At 48.1% G+C, this 16,737-nt stretch carries 11 protein-coding genes and 1 tRNA gene; 9 read left to right on the forward strand and 3 right to left on the reverse strand.

Annotated features, from left to right (window positions below):
• Positions 1 to 83: 83 nt before the first annotated feature.
• The 6 genes from ACMA1I_RS05995 (at position 84) to ACMA1I_RS06020 (ending at position 10,261) form a co-directional block, all read left to right on the forward strand.
• A complete protein-coding gene (locus ACMA1I_RS05995) occupies positions 84 to 3,845 on the forward strand; it encodes an efflux RND transporter permease subunit (RefSeq protein ID WP_337067385.1) in 3,762 nt (1,253 codons plus the stop codon).
• Positions 3,842 to 5,278: a TolC family protein gene (locus tag ACMA1I_RS06000; RefSeq protein WP_337067386.1), complete on the forward strand. Its 1,437-nt coding sequence runs from the start codon at positions 3,842 to 3,844 to the stop codon at positions 5,276 to 5,278. Before ACMA1I_RS05995 ends, ACMA1I_RS06000 begins: the two co-directional genes overlap by 4 nt.
• A 174-nt stretch (positions 5,279 to 5,452) precedes the next feature.
• Complete coding sequence (locus tag ACMA1I_RS06005; RefSeq protein ID WP_337067387.1) at positions 5,453 to 7,216, forward strand: efflux RND transporter periplasmic adaptor subunit; 1,764 nt, start codon at positions 5,453 to 5,455, stop codon at positions 7,214 to 7,216.
• A 493-nt stretch (positions 7,217 to 7,709) separates the two neighbouring features.
• On the forward strand, positions 7,710 to 8,054 hold the full coding sequence (locus tag ACMA1I_RS06010; RefSeq protein ID WP_337067388.1) for a hypothetical protein: 345 nt from the start codon (positions 7,710 to 7,712) through the stop codon (positions 8,052 to 8,054).
• Positions 8,055 to 8,116: 62 nt separating this feature from the next.
• Complete coding sequence (locus tag ACMA1I_RS06015; RefSeq protein WP_337067389.1) at positions 8,117 to 8,920, forward strand: NIPSNAP family protein; 804 nt, start codon at positions 8,117 to 8,119, stop codon at positions 8,918 to 8,920.
• Positions 8,921 to 9,061: 141 nt separating this feature from the next.
• Complete coding sequence (locus tag ACMA1I_RS06020) at positions 9,062 to 10,261, forward strand: hypothetical protein (RefSeq protein ID WP_337067390.1); 1,200 nt, start codon at positions 9,062 to 9,064, stop codon at positions 10,259 to 10,261.
• A 224-nt stretch (positions 10,262 to 10,485) separates the two neighbouring features.
• On the opposite strand, the gene ACMA1I_RS06025 is transcribed toward ACMA1I_RS06020, so the two are convergent.
• The 3 genes from ACMA1I_RS06025 to ACMA1I_RS06035 form a co-directional block, all read right to left on the reverse strand.
• Positions 10,486 to 11,271: a hypothetical protein gene (locus ACMA1I_RS06025; RefSeq protein WP_337067391.1), complete on the reverse strand. Its 786-nt coding sequence runs from the start codon at positions 11,269 to 11,271 to the stop codon at positions 10,486 to 10,488.
• Positions 11,272 to 12,317: 1,046 nt separating this feature from the next.
• Entirely contained in the window at positions 12,318 to 12,986 is a 669-nt protein-coding gene (locus ACMA1I_RS06030) for an ABC transporter ATP-binding protein (protein ID WP_337067392.1), read from the reverse strand.
• Between the two features lie 89 nt (positions 12,987 to 13,075).
• Positions 13,076 to 14,167, reverse strand: a complete 1,092-nt coding sequence (locus tag ACMA1I_RS06035; RefSeq protein WP_337067393.1) for an AI-2E family transporter — start codon at positions 14,165 to 14,167, stop codon at positions 13,076 to 13,078.
• Between the two features lie 229 nt (positions 14,168 to 14,396).
• On the opposite strand from ACMA1I_RS06035, the gene sucC reads away from it, so the two are divergent.
• The 3 genes from sucC to ACMA1I_RS06050 all read left to right on the forward strand — a co-directional run bounded on the left by sucC (position 14,397) and on the right by ACMA1I_RS06050 (position 16,677).
• Positions 14,397 to 15,599: an ADP-forming succinate--CoA ligase subunit beta gene (gene sucC / locus ACMA1I_RS06040; RefSeq protein ID WP_337067394.1), complete on the forward strand. Its 1,203-nt coding sequence runs from the start codon at positions 14,397 to 14,399 to the stop codon at positions 15,597 to 15,599.
• A gap of 442 nt (positions 15,600 to 16,041) precedes the next feature.
• Positions 16,042 to 16,578, forward strand: a complete 537-nt coding sequence (gene hscB / locus ACMA1I_RS06045) for a Fe-S protein assembly co-chaperone HscB (protein ID WP_337067395.1) — start codon at positions 16,042 to 16,044, stop codon at positions 16,576 to 16,578.
• Positions 16,579 to 16,593: 15 nt separating this feature from the next.
• A tRNA-Leu gene (locus ACMA1I_RS06050) sits at positions 16,594 to 16,677 on the forward strand.
• Positions 16,678 to 16,737: the final 60 nt, after the last annotated feature.

Raw genomic sequence — 16,737 nt, forward strand, 5'->3', positions numbered from 1 at the left:
CACCGCAAGAAGTTCAGCAAAATACACATCTCTGTTAAAAGTCTTGTGTCCTGGGTCTTGATACTTGTGTCCTTTTTAAAAGCATGCTGAACAGTATCATAAAATTCTTTCTGGAGCAAAAGCTGGTAACTACCTTGCTGCTATTGCTCCTGGTCAGCTGGGGAATTGTAACGGCTCCGTTTAACTGGAACGTTCCTTTTCTGCCAAGCGATCCGGTGCCTGTAGATGCCATTCCGGACATCGGCGAAAACCAGCAGATAATTTTCACAGAGTGGATGGGACGCTCGCCACAAGATGTGGAAGACCAGATTACTTATCCGCTCACCACCTCTCTGTTAGGGATGCCGGGTGTAAAAACTATCCGCTCCACCTCCATGTTCGGTTTTTCGAGCATTTACGTCATTTTCAGCGAAGATGTGGAGTACTACTGGAGCCGCTCCCGCATTCTCGAAAAGCTGAATTCTTTACCAACCGGTTTGCTGCCTGCCGAGGTAACCCCTAAGTTAGGCCCTGATGCCACTGCATTAGGCCAGGTGTATTGGTATACCCTCGAAGGCCGCGATGAAGAGGGTAAACCAGCCGGTGGCTGGGATCTGCACGAACTTCGGAGCATCCAGGATTATTATGTGCGCTATGCCCTTGCCGGTGCCGAAGGAGTGGCTGAAGTGGCCTCTATTGGCGGTTTTATAAAAGAGTACCAGGTAGACCTGGACCCTAATGCAATGCGGGCCAGTAACGTGTCGATGATGGAGGTGATGACAGCGCTCCGAAACAGCAACCAGGAGGTAGGCGCCAACACCCTGGAAATAAACCAGGTGGAGTACCTGGTGCGGGGGCTGGGGTATGTGCAAAACCTCTCTGACATAGAAGAAGCTGTAGTGCGCGTTACAGACAATGTGCCCATCCGGATTAAAGACATAGCCCATGTAAACATTGGCCCTGCCGACCGCTCCATGCTGGGCATTTTAGATAAAAGTGGTGCAGAGGCCGTGGGTGGTGTCGTAATTGCACGCTATGGTGATAATCCGTTGGCCGTTATCAATAATACTAAAGCCAAGTTAGACGAAATTGCAGCAGGCCTGCCCTCTAAAAAGCTGGCCGACGGCCGCACTTCTAAAGTTACCGTGGTGCCTTTTTATGACCGAACGCACCTCATAAACGAAACCCTGAACACGCTAAACGAGGCGATTGTACTGCAGATCCTCATCACCATCATCGTGATTATCGTGATGGTGTATAACCTGCGGGCTTCGCTGCTCATATCGGCACTCCTGCCAATGGCAGTGCTCATGACGTTTATCATGATGCGCTACTTTAAGGTAGATGCCAACATTGTGGCCTTATCGGGCATTGCCATTGCCATTGGCACCATGGTCGATTTAGGCATTATCCTGAACGAGAACATATTGCGGCACCGCGAGGAGGCACCTCCCGGTCAGCCATTGTTAACCACTGTTTACAAGGCTACCACCGAAGTGGCCACTGCCATCATTACAGCAGTATCCACTACTATTATCAGCTTTTTGCCTGTGTTTACCTTAGAGGCAGCAGAAGGAAAGCTCTTTGGACCGTTGGCCTTTACCAAAACCTTTGCGCTGGTAGCCTCGCTGGTCTTCACCATTATGATTATGCCGGCATTCTCGCACCTGGTACTGGGCCTGAAAGCCCGGAACGTCCGCTGGTCTCTTTTGTTCAACTGGCTGCTGCTGGCACTGGGCGTGGCGGCTCTGTTCATTCTTCCGCTGGCAGGTATTACTCTTGTTTTGCTGGCAGCAAACAACTTACTTTCGTACTACCGGCCAGTGCCATTTGGCAGGCACCAGGCTACTGTTACTGTAGCTATTGCCGTGCTGGCTGTTTCGTGGTTGCTGGCTTCTCAGTGGTTACCGCTGGGAGTATCGGTAAGTTTGTTTGTAAACTTCCTTTTTATTGTACTAGTTATCGGCCTTATTTTAGGTGCCTTTCAACTGTTTATTCATTTTTACCCGCGCATCCTGCTCTGGTGCCTGCATCATAAAAAGACCTTTCTGCTGATACCAAGCTTTATCATGCTGCTTGGCTTGCTCAGCTGGCTTGGGTTTAACAGCATATTCGGCTGGTTTGCAAAAGGGGTAGACAAAACTGGTTACAACATCCGAACCAGCACTGCCTGGAGCGGCCTTACCCACACCTTTCCCGGTATGGGCAAAGAGTTTATGCCTGCCCTTGACGAAGGTGCTTTCCTGCTGATGCCAACTTCTATGCCTCACTCCGGTGTAGAAGCCAACCGCCGTATTGTGCAACAGCTCGATATGCTCATCACAGCCATTCCGGAGGTAGAAATGGTGGTAGGTAAAGCGGGACGCGCTGAAACCGCTCTAGACCCTGCGCCCATGTCGATGTACGAAAACGTGATTCAGTACAAATCCGAGTTTATGACAGATGCGAACGGACAGCGGCTTCGCTTCAAAACAACTAAAGCCGGTGAGTTTGAACGTGACGCCGCAGGAAACCTGGTACCTGATGCCAACGGTGCTTACTACCGCCAGTGGCGCGACCACATTCGCACACCAGACGATATCTGGAACGAGATAATAGCAGCCGCCAACATACCGGGTGTTACCTCTGCGCCTAAGCTGCAACCTATAGAAACACGCCTTGTCATGCTGCAAACCGGCATGCGCGCGCCAATGGGCATAAAAGTGTATGGTCCTGACCTGAAGACCATCGAGGACTTTAGCCTGCAACTGGAGCGGCACCTAAAGCTGGTACCTTCGGTAAAACCCGAAGCCGTGTTTGCTGACAGATCGCTGGGTAAGCCTTACATGGAGATTGAGCTGAACCGCCGCGCCATGGCCCGATATGGTTTAAATGTAACCGATGTACAGGAATACATAGAAGTAGCCATGGGAGGCATGACCATGACCACTACAGTAGAAGGTCGTGAGCGCTATAGCATCCGTGCCCGTTATGCCCGCGAATTCCGCAACGACCCGACTTCTGTTGATAACATCCTCATCAGCACGGCCAGCGGTGCTCAAGTTCCTTTAGCCGAAGTGGCAGAGGTAGTTTACAGGCCTGGTCCGATGATGATTCGGGGCGAGAATTCCTTTCTGACAGGCTACGTGCTGCTCGACAAGCAGGATGGGTTTGCGGAGGTGTCGGTGGTGGAGGATGCCCAACGTTATCTGGACCAGAAGATAGCAACTGGTGAGTTGGTGGTGCCTGCCGGAGTAAGCTACAAGTTCTCGGGCAACTACGAGAACCAGGTACGGGCAGAGCAGCGACTGGCATTTATCGTTCCGCTCAGCCTTATCATCATCTTTCTGATTCTGTACTTCCAGTTTCGCTCCGTTTATACCACACTTTTTGTATTCACCTCCATTGCTATGGCCTTTGCAGGTGGCTTCCTGATGCTCTGGCTCTACGGGCAGGACTGGTTTCTGAACTTTTCTTTCGGAGATACGAATATGCGCCAACTCTTCCAGATGCGCGACTTTAACCTGAGCGTAGCCGTTTGGGTTGGCTTTATTGCTCTGTTCGGAATTGCCACCGACGATGGTGTGGTAATGGGTACTTATCTGAAACAAAGCTTTGAAAGCAACCAACCTGCCTCCCGCAAAGAGGTGCGCCAGGCGGTGCTGGAGGCCGGAACCCGCCGTGTAAGGCCCTGCCTCATGACCACGGCCACTACCCTGCTGGCCCTGTTGCCGGTACTTACCTCCTCTGGCCGGGGCTCCGATATTATGATTCCAATGGCCATTCCGACTTTTGGAGGCATGGTGGTGGCTTTGATTACACTGTTTATTGTGCCGGTGCTTTACAGCTGGCGCGAAGAATCTAAACTTAAAAAAGACACGATATGAAAAAGGTCGTTCTATACTTCGTGCTGCTCCTGCTGCTGGCCCCTGCCCTGCAGGCGCAGCAATTGGAGGAATACCTGGTAATAGCCGGTGAAAACAACCCCTTGCTGAAGGCACGCTACAGCGAATACCAGGCAGCCCTGCAACGGGTACCGCAGGTAGGAGCCCTGCCAGACCCGGAGGCAAACTTTAATTTTTTCCTGAAGCCGATGGAGCGTTACATGGGCAACCAGGTGGGCGATGCCGCTATTATGCAGATGTTCCCCTGGTTTGGCTCGCTGGGCGCAGCCAAGGACGAAGCAACCTATATGGCCCAGATGCAATTCTCCAATTTTATAGAAGCTAAAATAAACCTTTACCACGAGGTGCGCACCACCTGGTATACCCTCTACCGCTTAGAGCAGGAGGCTCTGCTTGTGGAAAAGGAACTGGAGATTATGCAGGCACTGGAGCGCATTGCGCTGGCGAAGTATAAATCGCCAACAACCACGGGTGCCTCTTCCGGTGCTCCGGCCCCTCGGGCCAACAGCACCGGCGGTGGCAGCAGCATGGCCAGCGGCGGCGGTGCCGGCATGGCAGGCATGGGCGGTGGCAGCAGTGCCGCTTCAGCCCCGCAAACCAGCAGTGGCGGCATGGGCAGCAACTCTGGTATGTCGGCTATGAGTGGTACGGCAACGGGTGGCAGCATGGTAGATGTTATCCTGATCAGGGTGCAGGTGAAGGAACTGGAGAACAGGCTGCACCTGCTCCGCCAGTCCAGAAGACCGCAGGAAGTAAAGTTCAACAACCTGCTGCACCGGCAACCTGACTTGCCTGTACAGGTAGGTGATTCCTTAGGAGCGGCTGTACTGCCGGCTACACTATCCTTGCTACAGGATTCTATTCGCCAGAACCACCCGATGCTACAGATGTACGCCTGGGACGAAAAAGCCAGAACAGCTCAGCTCCGTATGGCTCAGCTCATGGGCCGCCCTATGATAGGCGTAGGTGTAAATTATATGGTATTCAGGCCGCGCAACGATGCCATGATGGGTGAGATGGCCGGTAACAATATGCTGATGCCCATGGTGAGAGTAACCTTACCTATTTACCGAAAAAAATACAATGCACAGAAAAAAGAAGCGGAATATGCCCAGCAGGCAGCCAGGCAGCAAAAAGAGTACACTGAAAGGCAACTGCTTACAGAACTAGAGAACCTACTCTACGAGTACCAGCGAACAGGCAGCACCTTGCAATTGTTGCAAGAGCAGGTAGCCCTAAACGAACAAGCTATCCGGCTGCTTACCACGAATTACACGGTAGCGGCCACTGGCCTGGAAGAAGTGCTACGGCAAAGGCAAAACCTGCTCAGCTACAAACAGCAGCAACTGCAGGCAGTGGTAGAGCAGCACACAGCGGTTTCGGGAATAAGATTATTAACCGGCACCGACGAATGAGTTTACCCTTGGCCCCAATTTGGCATTTTAGCCTCTGGAAGGCCTTTTTCATTAGCAGAATTTCTTTATGTGCTGTAGAGAGAGCTGTAGTTGCTGATGGCGGCCTGCTCTTAAAACAGCCTTTTTAACTAAGACATTTTGGTTTTCCTTACCAGAATCAACATATAACACACCATGACAGCAAGAAATAAATCTATAGCGACCTACCTGCTCATTGCCTTGGCTGGCGTAGCCTTAGGATGGCTGCTATTTGGCAGAGGCAGTTCTGAAACTGTACACAACCATGCCGCTGAAGCTGCCGGAGCGCATGAGTATACCTGCTCAATGCACCCGCAGATACGACAACAGGAACCCGGCAAATGCCCTATTTGCGGCATGGACCTGGTAGCAGTATCTTCCGGAAGCCGCTCTGCCTCTCAGGCTAACCCCTATGTACTTGAAATGACGCCCGAAGCGGTGGCGCTGGCTAATATCCAGACAACGGTGGTAGGCACTGCCAGTACAGAAAATGAGTTGCAGCTTTCAGGCACTATTCAGCAAAATGAGGAGCGGGTTTCGTCTATCACGGCTCGCTTCCCGGGGCGGGTAGAGCGACTATTCGTGAACTCTATGGGGCAGCAGGTGCGGCAAGGCGAGCGGCTGGCATCCGTTTACTCTCCCGAACTAATCAGTGCGCAACGCGAGTTGCAGGAAGCTGCCAAAGCCAGAGAGCTGATGCCCGAACTGCACGAGGCCGCCAGAACCAAACTCCGCCTGCTTGGAATCACTAACAGCCAGATACAACGCATCGAAAACTCCAGCGAACTGATAACGTCTTTCGATATTTATGCCAGCGCCTCTGGTGTAGTGACGGAGCGGCTGGTAGCCACCGGAGATTATGTAACCACTGGTAGTCCCATGTTTACCGTGGCTAATTTAAACTCGGTGTGGGTGGTACTCGATGCTTACGAAAGTAATCTGGCACAGGTACAGCAAGGTGCCTCCCTTAACTTTACGGCACCGGGAATACCCGGCAAAAACTTTACAGCTAAAGTTAAATTTATAACGCCTGTGCTTATTACGGGCACGCGGGCCGTACAGGTACGGGCAGAAGTAGCCAACCCGGGTAACCAGCTGCGTCCCGGCATGTTCGTGAATGCCACCATGCAAACAGCTGCTAAGAAAGAACAATCAGGCCTTACTGTTCCCCGCTCTGCCGTTCTCTGGACGGGCAAACGGTCGGTGGTGTATGTGAAGATTGATAACCTCGAAAAACCGGCATTTGAGATGCGCGAAGTAATACTTGGTCCACAACTTGGCGAGAGCTATACCATAGAAAGCGGCTTAAGTGCAGGCGAAGAAGTCGTAACGAATGGTGTTTTTGCCGTAGACGGCGCAGCACAATTAAGTGGCAACTACAGCATGATGACAGCTCCTGTCGCGACTACAGTAACGGTTCCTGAAGCCTTTCAGAACCAGTTTGCAGCGCTGGTCGCACATTATTTCACCTTAAAAAATGCGCTGGTAGCCTCTGACGTTGCAGCGGCCCGCAAGGCGGCAGGTAGTTTTCTGGCAACCTTGGGTCAGGTAGATAGGAGCCTGCTGGAACCTGAAACGCACAACCGGTGGATGGAAATAATACCACCGATGAAACTAAACGCCGAAGCTATACAAAAGCTGCAGGACCTGGAGAAGCAGCGGATTGCTTTCTCGCCTCTCTCTGATAACCTGATAGCGGCAGTAGAGCTGTTTGGCGTGCAGCAACAGGTAGCCTACAAGCAAACCTGCCCCATGGCCGACAACGATGCCGGTGCTTTTTGGCTGAGTGAGCAGAAGGAAATCCGGAATCCTTATTTTGGTGAGGCGATGCTCAGCTGCGGCGACACCGAAAAAACCTATCGGCCAATGGCAACACCTGCCAAGTCACCGGAGGACAGTAAGCAGGGGCATCAGCACTGAGCGCACCTCAATAACTAACATAAAACTTTTCAAGCAAGTGCACCAGGTCATTCCGTTCCAGGTGCACTTGCTTTTTTAGCTGTCAGCAGCTCCTGTAAGTTTAGGGCACTTCGTAACATCATATAGAGGAGTATGTGCATTTGTCTTCCGTTAACTATAGAAGAAAAGCGGCAGGAATGCAGATAGTGTTTGTTCCACAATGAATTGAATAAAATGCTGTATTACAGAACTTAAATTTCAACGATCTGATATACAAATTAAACTATTTCATTACCTTTAAGCACCATAGCCAGAAATAAGCCATAACAATTGTTTATAAGGCACAGTTTTCAACAGCAGAAGAAGAATTCTATACGATAATCTTTACAGCCCTTTGCACCTTTCTTTTATGAACACTAGCAAGTATTTGGCTCTGCTTTTTCTATGTCCAAACTTTTTAAAAGCTCGAGCTAATTGCAAGCCAGGTTATGTGGTAACAACGGCCGGAGACACTTTGCAAGATTATATTAACTACTGCGAGTGGGTCCTATCGCCAACTTCTTTCTCTTTTAAGCAGTTTGTCACAGATCCTGCTGTTGCAGAGTTCGATTCAAACAACACAGCCTATTTTGAAGTGAATGGCATGGAAGCCTACCAATGGTACAAAGGCCCTAATATCACCATCCCCATAGATCTGAGGCATCCTACTTATAACACCTCGCTGGATGTTACCAGTGCTACAATCTTTTTGAAAGTTTTGGAGAGAGGAGAAAATGTAAAGCTTCTGTCTTACAATGATATGCTCAAGACCAGGCATTTCATTCAGGAGCAGCAACAACCTCTGCTACAGGAACTTTAATACAACCTGTACTTAAACAGCCAAGAATAATTATTAGCAACATACACTACAACTTGTTTCTTATGAACGGAATAACATACACAGCCAGGCAGCTTTTCTTATTTACATTTATTTTCGTTATCTGTTTTATGGCTGCCTTTGCGGCTACAGCGCAGGGCAAAGGCAAACGTGAATTTTATGAGCTACGCAGATACACCTTTAAATCGGCGGAGCAGCAGCAACTGGTAGAGGCTTACTTAAAAGCTGCGGCCATTCCGGCTTATAACCGGATGGGTATTAAAACAGTGGGCGTTTTTCGTGAAATGGAGCCATCGGAGGCACCAAACCTGTTTGTTTTAATTCCTTTTGCCTCGCTACAGCAGTTCGAAAAGGCACAGGAGCAGCTGGAAAAAGATGCTGCTTACCAACAGGCGGCAAAGGAGTATTTAATGGCTACGCACACCGCACCAGCCTATCAGCGAATAGAAAGTTCGCTGATGCACTCTTTTAAAGACATGCCCGTGCTGGAAGTGCCGAAAACAACAAGTCAAAATCAACAGCGCATGTTTGAACTTCGCATTTATGAGAGCCATAGCGAAGACGCCGGCAAAAGAAAAGTCCGGATGTTCAACGAAGGTGGTGAAATACCTATTTTCAGGCGCACCGGCCTCACCCCTGTCTTTTTTGGCGAGACTCTGATTGGTCCGCAACGGCCCAACCTCACCTACATGCTTACCTTTAAAGACAAAGCAGACCTGGAGCAAAGCTGGAAAAAATTCAGTGACGATCCGGAGTGGAAAAAACTAAGTGCCATGCCGGAGTATGCGCATACGGTATCGCATATAACCAAATATTTTCTGGTGCCTGCACCTTACTCGCAACTATAATAACATTAAACATTATCTTTCTTTGCTCAAGTGATTAAATCGAAACCAAACTCAAGAAATTACCAAGGCAGCTTATTGTTAAGTCTGCTACTGTTATTACAACTTCCTTTAAGCGCGCAGTCTTTTTATAAACCTGGCTTTGTGGTAACAACAGCAGGCGACACCCTGCAGGGATTCATAAATTACAAGGAAATGAATACCACTCCGGTTTCATTCACTTTTAAAAATCAGGAAAAAAGCAAGACTACTACTGAGTATGGTGTAGCAGACATACAGTACCTTGAACTAACCGGAATAGAGGCTTACCAGCGTTACACCGGCCCTATTACCATGAACCCTGTGGATTTGCAACGGCACACCTACCTGAACACTGCCACACGGGAGGCAGAAACAGTTTTTTTGAAGGTGCATGTGGATGGGAGCAACGTAAAGCTCCTCTCCTATACAGACCAGCTAAAGACAAGGTACTTTATTCAGGAAAAAGGCGAAGCCCAGCCACAGGAATTGTACTACAACAGAAGCTTTGCTCCCGGTTCTGAATCCCAGATTGCAGAACAGAAAGGCTATGTTGGTCAATTACAATTTTTGGCTAATAGCTTAAACACCAACTCCCCAAAGCTCCAGAGAGCTATTGCTTCGGCGCATTACGAGGCCAGCGATCTGGAAAAAATTGCTTTAACTCTCAACAATAACTCGAAAGAAACCTCCTCGGTTAAAGCGCTTAAACCAGCCACCAGGTTCTTTCTGGGGCCGGGCCTTAACCAGAACATCATTAAAGTTACGCTTTACGACGGTTTGGAAAACGCTGATAGCAATAAGGGCGCTGTTACGCCCAGACTGGCTTTAGGTTTTGATGTTTTCAGAAACAAACATATACAACGGTATTACCTGAGAATGGAGCTGGCGGCAACAACAGCCGACTATCATATAGAGAACAGGTTGAGCAGCAGGTTTGGGTATTATAACACCTACGATTACAAAGTTAAACAGCGATCAATAAGCATAAGCCCGCAACTGATCTATACTCTCTTTAATACCGAAAGTATTAAAGTATATGTTGGGGCGGCTGTTAGTATGAATTTATCGAATTACCCTGAAAATATCCATCGCATAGAATCTTATTACAACGATGGCGCATCTCGTGCAGAACCCAGTGTAAACGACATAGCACTTCCTCTTAAAAAGCTTTGGCATTCTTACGGATTCAGAACCGGTCTTATTCTAGGCAAGAGGGTCGAAATAACTGCAATGTACAATCCCCCTATGCTGGTATCGGAGTTTGTTTTAACCAGAATTAAGCAGCAGTCATTGTCTGTGGGCATGAACTATTTATTTCAGTAACCAGCCACTCAGATTTACTGTTGCGCATGACTTAGAGCTTTAGGAAAGGGTGGTAGCCAGACTTACCCCTAAGCACATTTATGGTCAAAATCTCTTCGGAAGGCCCTTTTTATTAGAATAATTAGGTTATTTACTAAACAGATAAGAATAGAAGAAGCAAAAAAAAGCCCTGCCTTTTTTCAAAGGCAGGGACTGCATAAACTATAAATTTAAATAAGGGCAGCTTACGCAGCGGCGGACTGACCGTCTTCGCGGTCTTCGATTACTTTTTTCAGTTTATCGATAGCCTGCGCAGCACGCTCCTCGTCCAGACGGTTAATGTTAAGCAACATTTTCGTCTTCTCCTGGCGCGTAATAACCGGGTTGTTTAGCAGGCGGATTATTTCTTCTTTCTGCTTGGCAGAGGCATAACGCACACCTGGCGTTTTGTCTGCTTCTGCCGCAGTCTCAGTTGCAGCAGCTGCTACTGCAGGAGCTGCTTTCATAGTAGCCTTTTTCTCAGTTGGAACTGCTACTTTTGCTGGCTCATTACCGGCATAGTCCATCTCCTCAACAGGTGTGGGCTCGTAGCCAGCCGCTCTGATGATCCAGGCCAGTATGTTACGGTATGCCTTACCGATTGCCCGTGTCTGCGCCATAGACGCGATAGCGAACTCCTGGTAATACTTTTTGCCCTGCTCTCTGTTAGAGCAAATCGCAAAACCGGCGCCTACTACCTGCTGGCTCCTAAGGTCGAGCAGGTTTACTTTAGCCTGGTATTTAATTTCATCGTCGGTGCTGATATTGACTACATGCTCCACTACCGGCAGAATACCTAAGCGCGAACCGGCATATTGCCAGCCTTCCACGTTCACGTACTCTTTGCCTTGTATATTTTGGAATAACCTGTTCTCTTTTATGAACTTAGCCAGATCAACAGCCAGGTGCAGTGTCTCATCCGATTTAGCTATATCGTAGCTTTCGACTTTCGACTTTTTCTGCACTGTGGTGTCTTTTTGTGTTTGACTCATTTCTTCTTAGCTTTTTAGTACAATTAATAAACACAGCAGTTACCCGATTAGTGCCAAAATCGTTTTAAAATGTAAATTTTAATATGCTGGTTATCAGTGTTTTAAAAATTATTTTCAAAACACAACAGCCTTTTCCGTGTGCACCTGTAAAGTGGTAATAAAAGAGGAAAAGGGGGATATATAGTACGAATAAAAAAAGGAAAAGGATGAGTTTGGTTTTTTGCTAATTGTCAGCTACTTATAGAACCAGTTGACCGGCTGTGCTGTAATACTTCTTTATCTGAATCTTAGGCTTGATAGATTTTGCGGATTTCACAGATTGAGAAACAGGCTCTTTCTATTCGTATCGTCTGAGAAATTTATCAATCTACTACAGTTTTCGGTCTATTGCAGTTTTGAAATTAGCTTATGGCTGCCTTCTCCCTACCTTTTCTCCATTTTGTCCTCCTGAAAGGATCTTGTGAGCGAGAGGCAAAAGCAACGGCTACTGGTATTGCAGTTGTAGTCTAAGTTCGCATAGCATCTGCTCCTGCTGTAACTTTGGAGTGAAGCTGTTGCATTGCCTGCGTCTTTGTTCTTTTTGTCTTGATACAAAAAGAACCAAAAAAATCAAGACGATTTTGTCTAAAGGGGGCCCCTGCACCCCCACTCGCTGAACGCTCAGACAAAAAATCGTCAATGAGTGCACCTTGCTATAGGTATTCGCCTATTAGCCTCCTACCGCAAAATCTTGTAAGGTATTAGCTTTCGGTGTGAATTCTTTTAATGAAAATGCCCTTCCGGAGACTATAAAGAAGCATAAAGTCTTAGGCTTTCCTTACGAAGTGATCTTCTGGCAAGCCTTTCAGATTTTTTGATTTTTAATTTTCAATTGAGCGCAGCCATACCTGGAGCAGCCTTCGATTCTTCTAATGAAAATAGCCTTCAGGAGAAAAATAACAGAGTTATTACTTGGGGTTTAGAGATTGTTTGGCAGAAACAGGATGAAAAGGTATAGCAGGACGCAAGGCATTGGATAAGTCCTGTGACTTGTGCCCTGTGTCTTTTTATACCATCGATTCGCCCTGTACGATCAGGCCATCTTTCATGGTAAGGGTACGGTCTGCCATTTCGGCCAGTTCGAGGTTGTGTGTTACAATTACAAAGGTTTGGTTAAACTCTTCACGCAGCCTGAAGAAGATCTGGTGCAGCTCCTGTGCATTTTGAGAATCGAGGTTGCCGCTTGGTTCGTCGGCGAAGATAATGCGGGGCGAGTTGATGAGGGCACGTGCCACAGCTGTTCGCTGCTGCTCCCCCCCCGACATTTCAGAAGGCTTATGGTGGAAGCGGTGCGAAAGGTTGAGCATGGTTAACAATTCCTTTGCACGTTCTTCTACCTCCTTCTCCGGGCGACCAGCCAGGTAACCTGGCAGGCACACGTTCTCGATGGCTGTAAACTCGGGCAGCAGGTTGTGGAACTGGAAAATAAACCCGATGTGTTTGTTGCGGAAACGCGCCAGTTCGGTGGCGTTGAGTTTTGCAATATTGCGGTCGTCGAACATTACATCGCCGGTGTCTGCGGTATCGAGGGTGCCCAAGATGTGCAACAGCGTGCTTTTGCCAGCGCCCGAAGCCCCTACAATCGAAACAACTTCTCCTGTCCGGATAGACAAATCGATGCCTTTGAGAACCTCCAGCGCACCGTATTTTTTATGAATGTTAATTACCTGCAGCACAATACTTGTTGGGTGTAGATCTAGCGGAAACTTTAACGTTAGTAGCTGCCAAAGCTACTAAACAAACAGCAGAATTCTGGTATGCACTGCTATTTTTCGGAACTCTCGCCTACAATACGCACATTGCCGGCTATTCGGTTTTCCTGCGGGGCTTCCTTTTCCAGTACATCTTTTACATAAAGCTCATTTACCACTACCATGGCTACCGCCAGTATGGGAGCTGCCATGAGCAGGCCAAGCCCACCAGTTAAAATACCGAACAGCACCTGCACAAAGAGCAGCAGGGCCGGTGGCAGATCTACTGTTTTCTGAAAAATGAGAGGCGTAATCCAGTAACTCTCTACCAACTGAATGCCACCGTACACCAACAACACGGTAAGCGCCATATCGGGCCCTACGGTAAAGCCGACCAGCACGGCAGGCGCCCCCGCCAGCCACGGACCAATGTTTGGTATAAAGGCCAGGAAAAACGAAATCAGGCCCAGGGCAAAAGCAAGCGGCAAACCAATAATTAGATAAGCGATGGTGGTACTGACCCCAATAATAGCCATGGCCGACACCATGCCCAGCAGCCATTGCTTTAGTGTATGATAGAGTTTGTGCAGTACCTCCAGTATCCGATCCCGTTTATGCACCGGCATGAGCTTCACAACCCCCTTGGTGTACATGCCCGGGTTAGCGGCCAGAAACAAGGCGGCAATAATCACAATAAAAAAATCGGCCAGCAGGCTGAGGGTGGAGGTAAACATACCGGTAAGTTTGCTGGTTAGCTCATCCTGTTCCGGCAGCAAGCTGCTCATGTCGTTCGGTATTTGTTCTTCCAGCTTGGCACCCCAGGTGCGCTGCTTCAGCCAGTCCTGCAGCTGCGTAATAGCCTCGGGTATGGTTTCGCGCATCTCCTCTACCTGCTCCGACACCGTAGGGGCAATAAGCATAAAAGCCCCAACAACAGATCCGAACACCAAAATAGTTACTATCAAAAGGCTGAGCCAGCGTTTCAGCTTCAGTTTTTCTACTCCAATATCGGTAAGGCCGCAAAACATTACTGCCAGTAGCACAGCAGCAAATACAAGTAAAAAGAAATAAGCAGCCTTGCCTAAAAGGTAGAAGCCCGAAGCAATAAGTAACACAATAAAAGCGGCGGTTGCCACCCTCTTAGGGAAGGAGTAAGGTTGCTGCATGAGTTGAGTTTTGGTTTTAAATTCACATTTTAAGGCTTCCTTATTTACTCCCTAATGCTTTATATCGTTACCGGCTGTTTGTTATAATGTAGTTTAGAGCCTGAAACGGCAGATTAATAGCCACCTAAGTATTTGATAAAAGCATGGACACAGCTCAATATTAAAAAACTCTTTACTTGAATTTCAGGGGATAATGGCTTACTTTCGTGCATCCAATAAAACTGAAAGCATGAACATACACGAATATCAGGCTAAAGACATTCTGAAAAGCTACGGTGTCCGGATTCAGGAAGGTATCGTGGCCGAAACGCCAGAGCAGGCTGTAGAAGCGGCCCAGAGACTTACTGAAGAAACCGGTACAAGCTGGCACGTTATCAAAGCACAGATCCACGCAGGTGGTCGCGGTAAAGGTGGCGGTGTAAAACTGGCCAAAAACCTGGAGCAGGTAAAAGACATCTCTTCCCAGATTATCGGCATGACCCTGGTTACCCACCAGACAGGCCCAGAAGGTAAACTGGTGAACAAAGTGCTGGTAGCGCAGGATGTATATTACCCTGGCGAATCAGAAACAAAAGAGTTTTACCTGAGCATTCTGCTGGACCGCGCGAAGGGCCAGAACGTGATCATGGCATCTACTGAAGGTGGTATGGACATTGAGGAGGTTGCTGAGAAAACTCCTGAAAAAATCATTAAAGAGTGGATCGATCCGGCTGTTGGACTGCAGGGTTTCCAGGCACGTAAAGTAGCCTTCGCTTTTGGCCTTACCGGCAATGCCTTTAAGGAAATGGTGAAATTCGTTACCAACCTGTACAAAGCCTACATCGATATCGACGCTTCTATGTTCGAGATCAACCCGGTTTTAAAAACATCTGACGATAAAATTCTGGCTGTAGACGCCAAAGTAGACATCGACGACAGTGCCCTGTTCCGCCACAAGAACCTGGCTGACCTCCGCGATATTTCGGAAGAAGATCCCTTGGAAGTTGAGGCTGGCGAGCACAACCTGAACTACGTGAAGCTGGATGGCAACGTAGGTTGTATGGTAAACGGTGCCGGTCTGGCAATGGCTACTATGGACATCATCAAACTTTCTGGCGGTGAGCCTGCTAACTTCCTCGACGTAGGTGGTAGCGCCAACGCGCAGACGGTAGAAGCTGGTTTCCGTATTATCCTGAAAGACCCGAACGTGAAAGCAATCCTGATCAACATTTTCGGCGGTATCGTACGTTGCGACCGTGTGGCAAATGGTGTAGTGGAAGCTTACAAAAACATTGGCGACATTCGTGTTCCGATTATCGTTCGTTTGCAGGGAACAAACGCTGCAGAAGGCGCTCGTATAATAGATGAGTCTGGCCTGAAAGTGTACTCTGCTGTGGTACTGAAAGAAGCCGCTGAAAAAGTAAAACAAGTTCTTGCTGAAATAAACGCTTAAGCAAAACTTAGCTATAGTAGAAAAGGCTGCCCTCACCGGCAGCCTTTTCTGTTTTCAGCCCCTGGTGAACCCTTGACCCCAACTGCGCTAAAACCCTCTGGGAGGCCGTTTCCATTAGAAGAATTTGCTTGATGTGTTAATCGCTTAATGTGCTTATGTAAGATGGGAGGAAGTGATATTATTAATGGTTAAATGGCTAATTAAAGTTAGCCTGTAAGACCTCGCAGTGTGCGCAGCTCCTGCGAATGTCTGAGTGAAGCAGAAGTATGGTATAACTTCTATCTTACATCACTCAACCTTTTGCTGCACCTACTACCTGATGGCACAGCTTTTTACAAGGCATTTTGTTAAATCTGAACTTGTTGTTGAGAAACAGAGTAAATTAGCGGATGCGGCTGTTTGTGCTGCAAATTGTTTAAACTGATATTTCGATAATAGCTACATGACAAACTACTTCGAGTTTTATAATTTACCGGAAAGCTTTTTGGCCGATGAGAAGGCGGTGAAGGCTAAATACTACGAGCTCAGCCGCGCCTACCACCCCGACTTTTTTGCCAACGATACGCCTGAGAAGCAGCAGGAGATTCTGCAACTCTCTACCATCAACACCAACGCCTACCGCACCCTCTCCGACCCTGATCTGCGCATGCAGTACATCCTGAAGGAGCACGGGCTACTGGAAGAAGGCGGCAAAAATGAGCTTCCCTCCGACTTCCTGATGGAGATGATGGAGATGAACGAGGAGCTGATGGAGCTGGAATTCGATTTTGATGCGGAAAAATTACAGGAAATTGGAGAAAATGTGGCTGGTTTAACCGCCACGTTAGACGCCGATATTCTGCCTACATTACAGCGATTCCCTGAGCTTCATGGAGTTACAAAAGAAGCGGCACTAGAGGAGGTAAAAACATATTACCTAAAGAAAAAATACCTGTTGCGAATAAAAGAAACATTATCTAAGTTTGCAGCACGTTCCTGAAAGAGGAACGCTTTTGCCTTGGTGGCGGAATTGGTAGACGCGCTGGTCTCAAACACCTGTGAGGTTACACTCGTGCCGGTTCGACTCCGGCCCAAGGTACGGTTAGTAATTATAAAGCCCTGTAAATTAAATATTTGCAGGGCTTTATTGTTTAAAGGG

Source organism: Pontibacter sp. 13R65, from assembly GCF_047525655.1.
Lineage (GTDB): Bacteria > Bacteroidota > Bacteroidia > Cytophagales > Hymenobacteraceae > Pontibacter.

Excerpts from the sequence above, each read along its gene's own strand:
- ACMA1I_RS05995 (WP_337067385.1), top strand. The coding sequence starts at position 84 with ATGCTGAACAGTATCATAAAATTCTTTCTGGAGCAAAAGCTGGTAACT.
- ACMA1I_RS06000 (WP_337067386.1), top strand. The coding sequence starts at position 3,842 with ATGAAAAAGGTCGTTCTATACTTCGTGCTGCTCCTGCTGCTGGCCCCT.
- ACMA1I_RS06005 (WP_337067387.1), top strand. The coding sequence starts at position 5,453 with ATGACAGCAAGAAATAAATCTATAGCGACCTACCTGCTCATTGCCTTG.
- ACMA1I_RS06015 (WP_337067389.1), top strand. The coding sequence starts at position 8,117 with ATGAACGGAATAACATACACAGCCAGGCAGCTTTTCTTATTTACATTT.
- ACMA1I_RS06025 (WP_337067391.1), bottom strand. The coding sequence starts at position 11,271 with ATGAGTCAAACACAAAAAGACACCACAGTGCAGAAAAAGTCGAAAGTC.
- ACMA1I_RS06035 (WP_337067393.1), bottom strand. The coding sequence starts at position 14,167 with ATGCAGCAACCTTACTCCTTCCCTAAGAGGGTGGCAACCGCCGCTTTT.
- sucC (WP_337067394.1), top strand. The coding sequence starts at position 14,397 with ATGAACATACACGAATATCAGGCTAAAGACATTCTGAAAAGCTACGGT.
- hscB (WP_337067395.1), top strand. The coding sequence starts at position 16,042 with ATGACAAACTACTTCGAGTTTTATAATTTACCGGAAAGCTTTTTGGCC.